The 15603-nt window shown below is 55.5% G+C and carries 10 protein-coding genes; 7 read left to right on the forward strand and 3 right to left on the reverse strand.

Annotation, left to right across the window (positions count from 1 at the left end; translation table 11 throughout):
- Positions 1 to 601: 601 nt before the first annotated feature.
- The 6 genes from ACOTY5_RS02930 (at position 602) to ACOTY5_RS02955 (ending at position 8766) form a co-directional block, all read left to right on the forward strand.
- Complete coding sequence (locus tag ACOTY5_RS02930; RefSeq protein WP_062933905.1) at positions 602 to 1789, forward strand: efflux RND transporter periplasmic adaptor subunit; 1188 nt, start codon at positions 602 to 604, stop codon at positions 1787 to 1789.
- The gene (locus ACOTY5_RS02935; protein ID WP_045142362.1) at positions 1786 to 3726 is read left to right on the forward strand and encodes a MacB family efflux pump subunit; all 1941 of its coding nucleotides are present in this window, start codon (positions 1786 to 1788) and stop codon (positions 3724 to 3726) included. The genes ACOTY5_RS02930 and ACOTY5_RS02935 overlap by 4 nt, the downstream gene beginning before the upstream one ends.
- A gap of 3 nt (positions 3727 to 3729) precedes the next feature.
- The gene (locus ACOTY5_RS02940) at positions 3730 to 5100 is read left to right on the forward strand and encodes an efflux transporter outer membrane subunit (RefSeq protein ID WP_045142361.1); all 1371 of its coding nucleotides are present in this window, start codon (positions 3730 to 3732) and stop codon (positions 5098 to 5100) included.
- A 184-nt stretch (positions 5101 to 5284) separates the two neighbouring features.
- A complete protein-coding gene (locus ACOTY5_RS02945; RefSeq protein ID WP_045142360.1) occupies positions 5285 to 6661 on the forward strand; it encodes a glycoside hydrolase family 1 protein in 1377 nt (458 codons plus the stop codon).
- A gap of 51 nt (positions 6662 to 6712) precedes the next feature.
- Positions 6713 to 8035: a PTS sugar transporter subunit IIC gene (locus ACOTY5_RS02950; RefSeq protein WP_045142359.1), complete on the forward strand. Its 1323-nt coding sequence runs from the start codon at positions 6713 to 6715 to the stop codon at positions 8033 to 8035.
- Positions 8036 to 8049: 14 nt separating this feature from the next.
- Entirely contained in the window at positions 8050 to 8766 is a 717-nt protein-coding gene (locus ACOTY5_RS02955) for a GntR family transcriptional regulator (RefSeq protein WP_015571043.1), read from the forward strand.
- 41 nt (positions 8767 to 8807) lie between these two features.
- Here ACOTY5_RS02955 and ldtB read toward each other — a convergent pair whose 3' ends face one another.
- Positions 8808 to 9728 (reverse strand): L,D-transpeptidase, encoded by a 921-nt coding sequence (gene ldtB, locus ACOTY5_RS02960; RefSeq protein ID WP_015571042.1) that lies wholly within the window; start codon positions 9726 to 9728, stop codon positions 8808 to 8810.
- 222 nt (positions 9729 to 9950) lie between these two features.
- On the opposite strand from ldtB, the gene ACOTY5_RS02965 reads away from it, so the two are divergent.
- The gene (locus ACOTY5_RS02965) at positions 9951 to 11546 is read left to right on the forward strand and encodes an ABC-F family ATPase (protein WP_003858434.1); all 1596 of its coding nucleotides are present in this window, start codon (positions 9951 to 9953) and stop codon (positions 11544 to 11546) included.
- Positions 11547 to 11638: 92 nt separating this feature from the next.
- On the opposite strand, the gene ACOTY5_RS02970 is transcribed toward ACOTY5_RS02965, so the two are convergent.
- Together ACOTY5_RS02970 and ACOTY5_RS02975 are read right to left on the reverse strand one after the other, a co-directional pair.
- Positions 11639 to 14002, reverse strand: a complete 2364-nt coding sequence (locus ACOTY5_RS02970; protein ID WP_045142358.1) for a TIM-barrel domain-containing protein — start codon at positions 14000 to 14002, stop codon at positions 11639 to 11641.
- Positions 14003 to 14019: 17 nt separating this feature from the next.
- Complete coding sequence (locus ACOTY5_RS02975) at positions 14020 to 15321, reverse strand: MFS transporter (RefSeq protein ID WP_017384901.1); 1302 nt, start codon at positions 15319 to 15321, stop codon at positions 14020 to 14022.
- Positions 15322 to 15603 lie beyond the last annotated feature (282 nt).

Below are 15603 nucleotides of genomic sequence, written 5' to 3' on the forward strand. Positions count from 1 at the left end.
TTAATTTTCGTTAAGCCTGCTTTGACAGACGCTGCGTCCTTTTTGAGTTTCATCAGCCTTACGAACGGTCCTGTCGCTGACTATTCCGTGACGTAGGCTGGTGAATCGGGAATTCCTTATCCCGGCTTCCATTAACGCTTACGCGCCGTTGTCCTTTTGAACAGCCCAGGCGGCGTCGTGCTGCCACGCCGCGGTGTTCAGATGCATTTGTTGAGTGTGAGACCGTTCAACAAACCTGGAGAGGCTTGTTTCCTGAGACCTCTGTATACCTTGCCAGATAAACCATCAGTGCAAATGCTAATGATAATAATTACTATTATCATATGTGGGTTGCAACTATAATTAAGCACTTAATGCACAATGAATCGATTATGGGAAAAATCGCAGGTGGGGCTCAGCAAAAGGGGACTCTGTGGATTTAGGCACAAAATCCCACGCTTGCGGCGGTTTACAGGCGGACCTGGTGATTCTGTGTAATTGATGGCGGGGGTCTACGATGACGCTACTTCACCAAATAGCGCGGGTTTACCTCCCGTAAATACTGGCGATGTTACTATGATGCCTGATTCACTGCTGTTTATCGTTATGGAAAACCTGCGTAATGTTAACAAAATTCCCTCCCCGACGCGTAATGACCTGTGCTGCGGCTCTGCTAATTATTTTTAGCATCGCCTTGTTCTTCTTCCTGATAAGCCCCGAGGTTCCTGAGTATGTTACCGCTCCAGTACGCATCGGCGATATTGAAAACGCCGTACTTGCTACCGGTCGAATTGATGCGATTGAGCGGGTCAACGTTGGGGCACAGGTTTCTGGCCAGGTTAAGTCGCTGAAAGTGAAGTTAGGCGATCGTGTCACTAAAGGACAGCTCATCGCTGAAATTGATGACGTGCCGCAGCGGAATGATTTACGCAACGCAGAAGCTGCTCTCAACGTGGTAAAAGCGGACCTTCAGGCTAAGCAGGCGCAGTTGAAGCAAGCCTCATTGCGTTTTAAGCGCCAGCGCCAGATGTTAAATGAGGATGCCAGCTCGAGAGAAGATTTCGAAACGGCTGAAACCACGCTGGCCAGTACCCGCGCTGAGCTATCGGCCCTGAATGCCAAACTCGTCCAGGCGCAAATTGATGTCGACAAGAAAAAGGTCGATTTGGGTTATACAAAAGTTGTTGCTCCCATGGACGGCATTGTTATTGCCGTTGTCACCCAACAGGGCCAAACGGTTAACTCCAGCCAAAGTGCGCCGACCATTATCAAACTCGCACGTCTGGACGTGATGACAATTAAAGCCCAGATCTCTGAGGCGGATATCACGCGAATTTCACCGGGACAGAAAGCCAGATTCACCATTTTCTCTGAGCCGGATAAGCATTATGACGCCACGTTACGTACCGTTGAACTGGCACCTGAGTCGGTTATGAAAGATGATAGCCTTGCCAGCAGTAGCTCAGCCTCAGGGTCAGGCACGTCAAATGCTTCGGTGTACTACAACGCGCTGCTGGATGTCCCCAATCCAGAAAATCGGCTGCGAATTGCCATGACAGCACAGGTGACCTTGCTGGCTGGAGAAGCTAAAAATACGTTACTGGTGCCGATTCAGGCTGTGCACAAGGTGAGTGGCAACAAACAGCAGGTGCAGATATTGACCAGTGATAAGCGGCTGGAAACCCGTGAGGTCAAAACCGGCATTACTAACAGTGTGGATATCCAGATCCTGGACGGTGTAAAAGTCGGGGAACATGTTGTGTTATCGCAGCCGGGTGAAAAAGCGCCCGGGGAAGGGTTTGTATCTTGAGTAATATCATAGAACTCAAGGGCATCAGCCGCACCTACAGGAACGGTGGACAGGATCTCACCGTGCTTAAAGGGATTGATTTGACTATCGCTGCTGGGGAGATGGTCGCGATCATCGGCGCCTCCGGTTCCGGTAAGTCAACCCTGATGAATATTATGGGCTGTCTCGATGTCCCTGATTGTGGCGATTACTTTATCAGCGGTCAAAATGCCGCCCAGCTTTCACCTGACGATCTGGCAAGGATCCGCCGTGAGCACATCGGTTTTATCTTCCAGCGTTATCATTTAATGCCCGACCTGAGCGCGTTAAGTAACGTTGAAATTCCGGCGATTTATGCCAATAGTGAGCGCGAAAAGCGCCGTCTGCGCGCGGCGACATTGCTTGGAAGACTCGGGCTGGAAGATCGTGAACATCATAAGCCGGGAGAGCTTTCAGGCGGCCAGCAGCAGCGTGTGAGTATTGCCCGCTCGCTGATTAACGGCGGTGAAATCATTCTGGCGGATGAACCCACCGGCGCGCTGGATACGCAGTCCGGTCAGGAGGTACTGTCAATACTCAGTGAACTGAATCAGCGTGGCCATACCGTGGTTATGGTGACACATGATATGAAGGTAGCGCAGCATGCTAACCGTATTATTGAGCTGCGTGACGGTGAAATTATTTCTGATACCGGCAGTCGTGTTACCTCCGGGGTTGCCCTTAAACGACCTGACAGCGTTCAGCAAAGCTGGTGGCAAAGTATTGTTGACCGTACCCGTGAATCCCTGCACATGGCGTTAAAAGCGATGAATGCGCATCGCCTGCGCACGACGTTAACCATGACGGGCATTATTTTTGGTATCGCCGCGGTTGTTACGGTGGTGGCACTGGGTGAAGGCGCGAAACAGCGAACCCTTGATAATATCAAGGAGCTTGGAACCAACGTGGTGAGCATCTACCCGGGAAGGGATTTCTTTGACGACAGCACTGAAGCCATTCGTACACTGGTCCCGGCAGACGCCGAAGCATTAGCAAAGCAGGGGTTTGTTGACAGCGTCAGCCCCGAAGTTAACGCTTCCGACAACATTCGCTTTCTGGGTAAATCCGCTACCGCCACGATCAATGGCGTTGGGCGCGATCATTTTCGCGTAAACGGTATTGAACTGTTGCAGGGATCAACTTTCCAGGACGATCGAAATGCCTCGCAGGAAGTCATCATTGATGAAAACGCCCGCAAGGCGTTATTTGACGATGCGGGACTCAAGGCACTTGGGCAAATCGTTTTTCTGGGTTCCGTGCCTGCACGGGTTGTCGGCATCGCCAAAGGGAACAGCCGAAGCTATGCGCCTAATCGCATTAACGTCTGGATGCCTTACAGCACGGTGATGTATCGAATGACAGGAAAACCGGTGTTGACCAGCATCAGCGTAAGGCTTAAGGATGATGTTGCCAACGAGGCAGCGGTCAGCGCTATTTCTCAGCTTCTCACTCAACGCCACGGCGTGAAAGACTTCCAGCTTTATAATTTCGAGCAGATTCGACAATCAATCGAACGGACCTCAATGACCTTTAGCATCCTGATTCTGATGGTGGCCTGCATCTCGCTGATGATCGGCAGCATTGGGGTGATGAATATCATGCTGGTGTCGGTCACGGAACGGACCCATGAGATTGGCGTACGAATGGCGGTCGGTGCGCGTCAGGGCGATATCATGCAGCAGTTTATGATTGAGGCTGTGCTGGTATGTCTAATAGGCGGAGTGTTAGGTATTGCACTGTCGTATGCCGCCGGAGCGTTGTTCACCGCGCTGGCAGGGGGCATTTTCACCGCCATTTATTCGTGGCAGGCCGCTGCTGCCGCATTCTTCTGCTCAACTTTAATCGGCATGATCTTTGGTTATCTCCCTGCCCGCAAGGCAGCAAGGATGGATCCGGTCGTTTCACTGGCCAGCGAGTAACCCATGAAAATATTATCCCCTTTAACGGTATGCCTTGTTGTCCTGCTTAGTGCTGGCTGCGCCGACTCTCTGAAAAGCGACTATCAGCCTCCTGAGGTGAAATACCCTGCCAACTGGTATCAGGCGGATGCTGCGGAGGAGAGGATGCCGTTCGACTGGCAGGCCTTTAACGATCCAGACCTCGACGGCTGGCTGCGGCAGGTGATGGTGCGCAATAACGATGTCGCTGGAGCGGTATTGCGTGTTTATCGCGCCCGCCTGGAAGAAGAGCGGATTGGCATCACAAACGATCCGGGACTAAAAGGTTCGCTCGCGCTTGACGGTAAAAAACAACTGAACAGCTCAGCCCACTGGAGCAGGGGCAGCGTTGCCAGTATTAATACCAGCTATGAGCTGGATCTGTGGGGCAAAATAGCGCGGCAGCGCGATGCGAAGGCGTGGGCACGTTTTGCCTCGGAAGAGGATCTGCGTTCTGCACGCCTGACGCTGCTTTCAAATGCCAGTAATAATTACTGGCGCTTAGGCTTTATTAACCAGCAGCTGTCTGTCCTGCAACAAAGCATCAACTATGCAAAAGAGACGCTGCGCCTGGCTAACGCGCGTTATGCCGCGGGCGGTGCCTCCTCTCTGGATGTTGTGGATGCTCAGCAGGGCGTGCTTTCGCAGGAAAACAGGCTGGCGGCGTTGAAGAATGAACGTTTACAGGCGCTCAATCAGCAAGCCGTTTTGCTTGGAACCGCGCCGGGCAGCGCGATAGTCGAACCGAAAGCGTTACCAATGGGACCACTGCCGCAGGTCAGTGGAAAGATCCCGGTCAACGTGCTGCGGCATCGACCCGATATCAGCGCTAAAGAGTGGCGGGTACGGGAAGCATTGGCCACCGTTGATGTCCAGCGTACTGCATTTTATCCAGCGTTTAGTCTGACCGGCTCGCTTGGCACCAGCAGCAGCAGCCTTATGGCCTTCCTGGAAAATCCTGTAGGCTCTGTTGGAGCAAACCTGACCCTGCCGTTCCTGGAATGGAGAGAAAGGGGCATGGACGTGAAGATTGCCCGAAACGACTACGAGCAACGGGTTCTGGAGTTTAAACAGGAACTTTACAAGGCGATGAGTAGCATAGAAGATGCGCTTGCTTTGCGTCATCAACTCCTGGAACAGGAGACGCTTCTACGTGAAGGCCTGGAACTGGCGAAAAAATCAGAGAGGCTAAACGAAGTTCGCTATCGCCAGGGCGCGGTGCGAATTTCTTTCTGGCTTGATGCTCAGGAGAAACGCCGTCAGGCTGAACTGGCACTGTATGAAAATCGCTTTAACCAGTTAAATAATCTGGCAAAAATCTATATGGAGTTCGGCGGTTCGGTATCTTTTCCCTGAATTGCGCAGACTCATTTACGTCTGGCAGCAATAGGACTTGCTGCCAGGGCGCAGTTCGCAAGACATCCCTCGTCATTATTCAAACCCATCTCACAAAAATCGTTCCTCCCCTTTGATCGAAATTTCATCTCCGGCTATATGACTAGTCATATCATTTAAATGACTAGTCATATAGGAGGCAACCATGAATCAATCACTGCCAGCCAACTTCTTATGGGGCAACTCGGTGTCGAGCATGCAGACGGAAGGGGCCTGGAATGAGGGCGGAAAGGGGATGTCGGTGTATGACATTCGCGAAGCCGGTGAAAATATCTCTGACTGGAAAGTGGCCACCGACTCCTACCACCGCTACCGGGAAGATTTCGACCTGATGCAGGATCTGGGCATGAACTGCTACCGCTTCCAGATCTCCTGGAGCCGCGTCTGCCCGCAGGGTGACGGCGAGTTCAACGCCGAAGGCATCGCGTTTTATGACCGTTTTATCGACGATCTGATCGCCCGCGGTATCGAGCCGATGGTCTGCCTCTACCACTTCGATATGCCGCTGGCGCTGGCACAGGAGTACAACGGATTTAACGATCGTCGCGTGGTGGAGGCGTTTATCCGCTACGGCAAAAAGATGATCGACTGCTTTGGTGACCGGGTGAAGTACTGGCTGACCTTTAACGAGCAGAATATTTTCCACATGCCGATAGCCTTTCGCATCTCCGGCTATATGAAGGGGGAGGAAACCCTGCGCGAGCTGTACGAAGTGCAGCATCACACCATGGTGGCGCACATGGCGCTGACCGAGTACCTGCACCAGACTAAGCCGGGCAAGCTGATGGGCGGCATGCTGGCGCACCAGCTGATTTATCCGGCCACCTGCAAACCGCGTGACATCTTCTGCGCCCAGCAGTACGACGAATTCCTCAACCAGAACCTGCTGCGCGTCTTCGCGGGCCAGGGCTACAGCCCGGCGGTGATGGCGGTGGTGGAGCAGGAAGGCTTCGGCGATATCTACCGCGCAGACGATCTCGCGCTGTTTGCGCGCACGAAGAACGACTTTATGGCCTTCAGCTACTACGCCAGCAAAACGCTGGACAGCGATGCCATCCCGGAAGGCACGCCGGTGAACTATTACCTGCTGCACGGCGAGAAAAACAATCCGTACCTGAAGGCCACCGAGTGGAACTGGCAGATCGACCCGCTGGGCTTTCGCACCATCATCACCCGCTATGCCAACGACTGGCGGATGCCAGTATTCCCGATTGAGAACGGCATTGGGGTGATTGAGTCCTGGGATGGCGTAAACCCCATAGAGGATACCTACCGCATCGACTACCACCGGGCGCATATCGAGGCCATGAAAGAGGCGATGTTCGAGGACGGGGCAGAGGTGATGGGCTATCTCGGCTGGGGGTTGATTGACATTCTCAGCTCCCAGGGCGACATGCGTAAGCGCTACGGCGTGGTCTACGTCAACCGGGAAAACCACGACCTGAAAGACCTGAAGCGCGTGCCGAAGAAGAGCTACGCGTGGTTAAAACAGGTTATCCATACCAACGGACGCGAGATGTAAGCCGTACGCTGCCGGGCCGTTTTTGTGACTGATTGATGGGAACACTCCGCTATGTCTGAAACAAAAATAACACCGCACATGCAGTCTTTTGTCGATAAATTTGTTGAGTTCTCGGCGCGCCTGGCAAACCAGGTGCATCTTCGCTCCCTGCGCGATGCCTTCGCCACGGTAATGCCGATTTTCATTCTCGCCGGTCTGGCGGTGTTGGTGAACAACGTGGTGTTCCCCTGGATCTTAGAGGGCGACACGCTTACGCAGTTTAAGGTGTGGGGCGAGGCGATTATCAACGGCACGCTGAACATCGCCGCGCTGCTGCTGGCTCCGATGATTGCCTGGTCGCTGGCGCGCAACAAAGATTTCGACAATCCGGTCTCGGCAGTGGTTATCGCCGTCAGCAGTTTCATCATCATGATGCCGATGCGCTTACAGATTACCCCCATCGGCAGCGACGCCACGGTAAACGTTACCCAGGTGCTGACGTTCGCCAATATCGGCTCCACCGGGATTTTCGCCGGGGTGCTGATTGGGCTGCTCTCAACCGAGCTGTTTATCGCCATTTCACGGCTCAGGGCGCTGCACATTTCGCTGGGCGAGAACGTACCGCCAGCGGTGAGCAAATCCTTTACCGCGCTGATCCCGACGATCCTCACGCTCTCCCTGTTTGCGGTGCTGGCGGCCATACTGGCGAACGTGCTGCACACGGATCTGATCCATCTCATTACGACATTTATTCAGCAGCCGCTGCGGCTGATCAACACCAGCCTGCCCGGGACGATCTTCATCTACAGCTTCGGTAACTTCCTGTTCACGCTCGGTATTCATCAGTCGGTGGTCAACAGCGTGGTGCTGGAGCCATTCCTGCTGATCAATACCAATGAGAATATGCTGGCCTTTGCCAGCGGCCAGCCGATCCCGCACATCATCAACAACATCTTTGTGCCGACCTTTGGCATGGTGGGCGGGACGGGCAGCACAATCTCATTGCTGATTGCTATCTTCATCTTCTCAAGACAGAAATCAGCGAAGCAGGTGGCGCGTCTGTCGCTGGCGCCGGGTCTGTTTAACATCAACGAGCCGGTGATTTTCGGCCTGCCGATAGTCTTTAACCTGCCGCTGATGATCCCGTTTGTGCTGCTGCCCGCTATCGGGATTTACTTTGCATGGCTCTGTACCACGCTGGGGCTCATGTCGCGCTGCGTGGTGATGATCCCGTGGACGACCCCGCCGATCCTCAGCGCCTGGCTGGCGACGGCGGGGGACTGGCGGGCGGTGGTGGTGCAGTTGGCAATCATCGTATTTGGTGTATTCTTCTACCTGCCTTTCCTCAAAGTTGCCGAGCGAGTGGCGTTGAAAAACAGCGGGACAGAACACTAATTTAAGGAAGGACGATGGCGGCGAAGTACATCACCATAGCGCGGGAAATTAAGAAACGCATTATCACCCAGCAGTACGCCGCCAATGAACCTCTGCCGGACCAGTTCGCGCTGGCGGCGGAGTTCAGCACCAGCCGGATGACCATTCAGCAGGCGATGCGTCAGCTGATCGTAGAAGGGCTGGTCTATACCCGACAGGGGCAGGGCACGTTCATCCGCAAAAATTTCCTCCAGCTTTCCCAGTGGGATCTCTCCGGCAGCGACTACTTCGGGGCGACCAAAACCTGGGAACATTTAGGCACGGTGACGAGCCAGGTGGTGCACTTCGAACTGCGCTTCCCGAACGAGAAAGAGCAGGCATCGCTGATGATAAATCCGGATACGCCGATCTATGACTTTATCCGTCTGCGTTTACTGAACGGTGAGCCGATGTCTCTGGACGCTACGGTAATGCCGCTCAATCTGGTGCCCGGTCTGAACAAAACCCATCTTGAAAGTTCGGTATTCCGGTATGTACAGGAGACGCTGGGGCTGAAGATCATGGGATCGTATCGGGTGGTGCGGGCGCTGAAGCCCAGTGCGCTGGATATGCAACACCTTGTCTGCGAGCCAACCGACCCGGTGCTGGAGGTAGAGCAGGTGATCTATCTTGAAGATGGTACGCCGCTGGAGTACGCCCATTGTCACTATCGCTATGACCATGGCGGCATCGTTATCGTGAATAACGGATAAAAAAAAGCGGGCCCCGCGGCCCGCTTTTTTAATTCTCACGATTAGTTCAGACGCACCGGCATACCGGAACGGTTCTGAATCGCCTGGTCAACGATGGTCGTGTCAACATCCGCCTGAGAGGTGACGGACTGCACCGCGCTGGTCAGCTTAATCGGTACGATTTCGTTGTTGTTGATCTGATCTTCGCTGGTGGACAGCGGGTTATGCACTTCAATGTAACGGCTGCCGTCCGGCTCTGACGTCGCTTTCACCGGTTCGTTAATGAACTGCACGCGCGTACCGACCGGCACGTTATCGAACAGGAATTTGATGTCTTCATTACGCAGACGCACGCAGCCGTGGCTTACGCGCAGGCCGATACCGAAGTTGGCGTTAGTACCGTGAATGGCATACAGACGTCCAATGTACAGCGCGTACAGACCCATCGGGTTATCCGGGCCGGCAGGCACAACGGCTGGCAGCGGTTCGCCGGCAGCAATGTACTCAGCGTGCATTTTGGCGGTCGGCGTCCAGGTTGGGCCCGCTTTCTTACGCTCCACTTTGGTGGTCCAGTTCAGCGGAGTGTCTTTACCCAGCTGACCGATACCGATAGGCAGCACGATCACGGTGTTGGTGCCTTTCGGGTAGTAATACAGACGCATTTCGGCGCTGTTAATCACGATACCTTCGTGCACGGTATCCGGCAGGATCAGCTGCTGTGGAATGTTGAGTACGGTACCCGCTTTCGGCAGATACGGGTCAACGCCCGGGTTCGCCTCAAGCATGTTCGACAGACCGAGCTGATACTGCGCCGCGAAGTATTCCAGCGGCTGAGAGTTCCCTTCCGGCACCGTCACCACCTGGTTTTCACCCACCAGACGGCTTCCGTCTGTCGGCAGGGGATACGTCACCGCAGACGCGGTCTTACAAAAACCTACTACGGCTAACGCCGCCGCAAAAAGCGTTGTTAATTTCATGTTCATGTTATGCGAGGTATCTAAGCCATTCTGGCGATGAGTTGATAAGTCTGAATCGGTAATGGGAGCGCATTATATGTGCATTCCCGTTAACTGGGAATTCAGATGTGTACGAAATCACATTTTTTTCGATTTTGTTAAAGTTTAGTGGATTACCGCAACACGGGATCTCAATTCGGAATTGTGGCATAATGCCGCGTTTATCACACTTTTCGCAGGAATCTCTCCGTGTTAGTTACCAGCAACGTCACTATGCAGTTTGGCAGTAAGCCGCTGTTCGAAAACATTTCCGTCAAATTTGGCGGCGGCAACCGTTACGGCCTGATTGGTGCCAACGGTAGCGGAAAATCCACCTTTATGAAGATCCTTGGCGGTGACCTGGAGCCAACGCTCGGTAACGTGTCGCTCGACCCTAACGAGCGCATCGGTAAGCTGCGTCAGGATCAGTTCGCCTTCGAAGAGTTCACCGTGCTCGACACCGTGATCATGGGGCACGCGGAGCTGTGGGAAGTGAAGCAGGAGCGCGATCGTATCTACGGTCTCGCTGAGATGAGCGAAGAAGATGGTTACAAAGTGGCCGACCTGGAAACGCAATACGGCGAAATGGACGGCTACTCTGCGGAAGCGCGTGCGGGCGAACTGCTGCTGGGCGTCGGTATTCCGGTTGAACAGCATTACGGCCCGATGAGCGAAGTCGCGCCAGGCTGGAAGCTGCGTGTGCTGCTGGCGCAGGCGCTGTTCTCTAACCCGGACATCCTGCTGCTCGACGAACCGACGAACAACCTGGACATCGACACCATCCGCTGGCTGGAGCAGACGCTGAACGATCGCGACAGCACCATGATCATCATCTCGCACGACCGTCACTTCCTGAACATGGTGTGTACTCACATGGCGGATCTGGACTACGGCGAGCTGCGCGTTTATCCGGGCAACTACGATGAGTACATGACGGCGGCAACCCAGGCGCGCGAGCGTCTGCTGGCCGACAACGCCAAGAAGAAAGCGCAGATTGCTGACCTGCAATCCTTCGTCAGCCGCTTCAGCGCCAACGCCTCTAAATCGCGCCAGGCAACGTCGCGTGCCCGTCAGATCGACAAAATCAAGCTGGAAGAGGTTAAAGCCTCCAGCCGTCAGAACCCGTTCATCCGCTTCGAGCAGGACAAGAAGCTGTTCCGTAACGCGCTGGAAGTGGAAGCCCTCACCAAAGGCTTCGATGAAGGCCCGCTGTTCAAAAACTTCAACCTGCTGCTGGAAGTGGGCGAGAAGATTGCCATCCTCGGCGCCAACGGCGTGGGTAAATCCACTATGCTGAAAACCCTGGTGGGTGAACTGCAACCGGATAACGGTACCGTGAAATGGTCTGAAAACGCGCAGATTGGTTACTACGCGCAGGACCATGAATATGAGTTTGAAAACGATCTGACCGTCTTCGACTGGATGAGCCAGTGGAAGCAGGAAGGCGACGACGAGCAGGCGGTACGCAGCATTCTGGGGCGTCTGCTGTTCAGCCAGGACGATATCAAAAAGCCCGCCAAAGTGCTCTCCGGTGGTGAAAAGGGCCGTATGCTGTTCGGCAAGCTGATGATGGAAAAACCGAATATTCTGGTGATGGACGAACCGACCAACCACCTGGATATGGAATCTATTGAGTCGCTGAACATGGCGCTGGAGATGTATCAGGGCACCCTGATCTTCGTCTCTCACGACCGGGAGTTCGTCAGCTCGCTGGCGACCCGCGTGATCGAAATTACGCCAGAGCGCGTGGTGGACTTCACCGGTAACTACGAAGATTACCTGCGCAGTAAAGGTATCGAGAGTTAAAAAAATAGCCGGGTGGCGGCTTCGCCTTACCCGGCCTACGTTCTATCCCCTCTCCCTGTGGGAGAGGGTTAGGGTGAGGGCAACAGGCCGCACTACACCACCCACTCGCCCCCTTCAACTCCGTTCACCCGCAGCGTACGTTTTTCCCCCGCCGGTAATGACACCTTCAGCGCCTTCCATGCCGGACGATAGTCGCCGCGCGCATTCACCTTCAGGTTGATACTTGCGCCGTCGCACTCCATCTCCCATTCCACCCACAGCGCGTTGCCGTTCTGGTAGCCCCAGCTTTCGCCGTCATCCTCAAACAGCAGCCCGGAGGTGGTGCCGACGCCTTTCACCGGGAACAGTTTCAGCTCACGGGTATCGTCTTTATCGGCGCTCACGTGACGGATGCGTTCGCTGAGCGGCAAACCGGCACCGGCGCGCACCAGCAGCGGCAGCTTTTCCAGCGGCGCATCAAGGACGATCGCTTGGCCGCCCGCATACCATGCGTGGGTGTAAAAATCGTACCAGCCGGTTTCGTTATCCGGCAGCCAGACGCGGCGCTCGCGCTGCCCGGCTTCGACGACGCTGGCCACCAGCAGGTCACGGCCCAGCAGGAAATCGTCGCACTCTTCAAACGTCTGCGCATCGTGCTCATGATCGAGGAAGGTCGGGCGCAGCATCGGCTCATCGTCGGCGTGCGCCTGCCAGAGCAGGGTGTAGAGATACGGCAGCAGGCGGTAGCGCAGTTCAATGGCGCTGCGAATCGCAGGCGTGACGCCCGGGTACATCCACGGCTCGTTCACCGTGTGATCATCGTTCCACGAATGAATGGTAAAGCGCGGGTGCATCACGCCGTTCTGTACCCAGCGCACGAACAGCTCGGCATCCGGCTTGTCGCCGGAGAAACCGCCGACGTCGTGACCGACGTTGAACAGTCCGGACAGGCTCATGCCCAGCCCCATGCGGATGTTATAACGCAGGGTGTCCCAGTTGGTGCGGTTGTCGCCGCTCCAGGTCTGAACGTAGCGCTGCATCCCGGCGCAGCCGGAGCGGGAGATCAGATACGGACGTTTCTCCGGAGCAAAGCGCTGCTGCGCTTCCAGCGAGGCGCGCATCATCAGCAGCGGCATCACCGGGCGAATGTGCTTGATGGCGATTTCCTGACCGAAGCCATAGCAGCGCGCTTCCCCGTCCCACACTTCATACTCGTTGTTGTCGTTCCAGGTGGAGTCGATGCCCATCTCCAGCAGCTGCGTGGTCACGCCGTGCTGCCACCACTGCACCGTCTGCGGGTTGGTGAAGTCGAGATGCGATCCTTCGTCATCCCAGAAGCTGGAACGTTCAGGCGCATCGGTTTCTGAATCACGAATGAACAGGCCGCGTTCCGCCACTTCGCTGTAGCGGGGATGATCCTGCAACAGACACGGCTTGATGTTGGCCGCAAGCCGCAGCCCCGCGTCGTGGAACGCCTGGCTCATCACCTTCGGCTGCGGCACTTTGTCGTAGTTCCAGTTAAAGACGTAGCGCTTGCCGTTAATCGAGGTATAGCCGGAGGAGAGCTGGAACGAGTCGCACGGAATGGCATGCTCATCGCACAGGCGGATGAAGTTCATCAGCTGGTTTTGCGCGTCCGGCGCGTCGGTGTAGTGCATGGTCGAGCCGCTGTAGCCCAGGCTCCACTTCGGTCCGAACAGCGTTTTCCCCGTCAGGCGCACGAAGGCTTTCGTCACGTCCAGCACGCGCTTGCCGGTGAAGAGGTAGTAGTCAATATCGCCCGCTTCCGCCTGCCAGCGGCGGTAGGCGGTGTGATAGTTGTCGATCTCGTTACCCAGATCCAGCCAGCAGCTGCTCAGGTTATCGTAGAACAGACCGTAGCTCACGTCATCGCGACGGGTGAGGGTGAACGGGATGTGCTTGTAAAGCGGATCGGTGCTGGCCGCGTTATAGCCCATCGCGTCCAGGTTACGCATCTCATAGCGTTTGCCGTTGCGCTGTAAATCACCCGCTTTCTCACCCAGACCGTAAAAACGTTCATCCTTACGTCGGCTAAGATAGTGCGCCACGCCGTCACCGTGGGCGTTCAGCAGGTAGGCGCTGGTCGGGCGGTCATTGACCAGCGGCTGCCACTCGCCCGCCTCATTGCGGTAGTGCCACTCCAGCCACAGCGGCTGGTGGACGGTGACGCGCAGCTGTTCAGTCGCTACGGTTAACGTGTCGTCCCGCTGCGTCAGCGTCCAGGCAGGGCAGGTGAAGCCGCTGACATCGTCACGACGGCGGCCTTCCCACGGCACATCTTGTTCCGGCGCGATGCTCCAGGTGCGGTTCAGCGCCAGCTCGCCTTTACGTTTGATCAGCACACGGAACAGATTCTCTTCCAGCACATACAGACACAGGCGGTGCTGGTTATCGATTAGCAGTTCCAGATGATTCGCCGACTGCGTATCGACGGTCCAGTTTTTCAGGTTTTTCATATGCAATACATCCACTATCAGGCGCGCTTGGCGCGACGTTCAGCAATAAATGCCACCAGGAAGACAGCGCCAAGCAGGTCAAAGAAGCCCATGGCGATAAAGAGCGGGTTGAAGCCGATTTTGTCGGCGGTCACCCCAATCAAAAGGGAGAACAGGAAGCTGGCGATCCACGCCGCCGAGCCGCGCATGCCGTTGACCGTCGCCATCTGGCCTTTGTCGAACGACTCCACGACCAGCGCGCTAAGCATGCAGGAGATGATCTGGTGCCCGAAGCCGCCGATGGAGATCAGCACGATGGTGATATACGGGTCGCGGGTCACGGCCACGACGGCCAGAGAAATCATCAGAAACGCGCCGGTGACGGAGCTGGCTACCACCGAGTTGACGCGGGTGCAGCCAAACCAGCGGGTGTAGAGCCGGGTCAGGTAGCCGCTCGCCACGCTGCCGAGGTCGGCGGCCAGGAACGGCAGCCAGGCGAACATCGCGATCTGTTTCAAATCCATACCGTGCTCTTTGGCGAGGTACAGCGGCACCCAGAAGCTCAGCACGGCCCAGGCCGGTTCCGCCATAAAGGCCGGGATGGCGATACCGTAGAACCGTTTGTTCTTCGAGACGGTTTTCAGCGCGGTCAGGAAGGGCAGTTTGACCGGCGCAGGTTCGTTATCCTGCTTGATAAACGCCAGCTCATCGCGGCTCAGGTTCGGGTGCTGTTCCGGGTTGTGATAAAACGCCCACCACAGGATCACCCACAGCAGCGCCAGCACGCCGGTAAACATAAACGCACCCTGCCAGCCGAACGACGCGTGGGCAAAGTAGATGATAGGCGGGGCCAGCATGGCCCCAATGGAGAAGCCTACCCCCGCCCAGCCTGCGGCAACAGGGCGCTCTGATTTCGGGAACCATTCGCCGATGGTTTTGGCGTTCGCTGGCGTGGCGGCGGCTTCGGACGCACCCATAAAGAAGCGCAGAATCGCCAGGTGCAGCCAGCTTCCGGCGCCCGCGTGGAAGATACACATCAGCGCCCAGATCCCGGCGCAGACCATAAAGCCGATTTTCAGGCCGATAACGTCAATCAGCCAGCCGCACAGGGGCTGGAAAATGGTGTAGGCGATCTGGAACGCGCCGACGATCCAGGAGTACTGCTCGGTGGTGATCCCGAGGCTCTCTTTCAGCTCAGGGGCGAGAATACCTAACGAGTTACGGGTGATGTAGTTAACGGTCACGCCGAGAAGAAACAGCACCAGTACGTACCAGCGCAGGTTCCTGATGACGCGACGTGTTTTGCTTGTCGCAACGGTGTTATTGATGTCCTGACTCATTTTCTTCTCCACAAGACGGACGGTAAGGGGACAAAGGTTCAGGTGTCACACAGCGTCAGGCGTTTGAAAGTTATCTGTTTTAGAGCGCTAAGCTGCTATACAACTAGTATGGAAGTTGTGTGACAGGTTCACCTTAAGAAAGAAATTGGGCAGGGAATAGTGGATTTTGTGCAAACTTTCTCATAACCGAGGTTTAATTTTCGGCATTATGGCCTTCTCGCAAGTTATTACCTGATAAACATGTTGTGAAAATTTTTTCATTTCACATCCGGAGCCAGATCA

The sequence above is a fragment of the Enterobacter cloacae complex sp. SHL018 genome (genome assembly GCF_049237905.1).
Lineage (GTDB): Bacteria > Pseudomonadota > Gammaproteobacteria > Enterobacterales > Enterobacteriaceae > Enterobacter > Enterobacter hormaechei_C.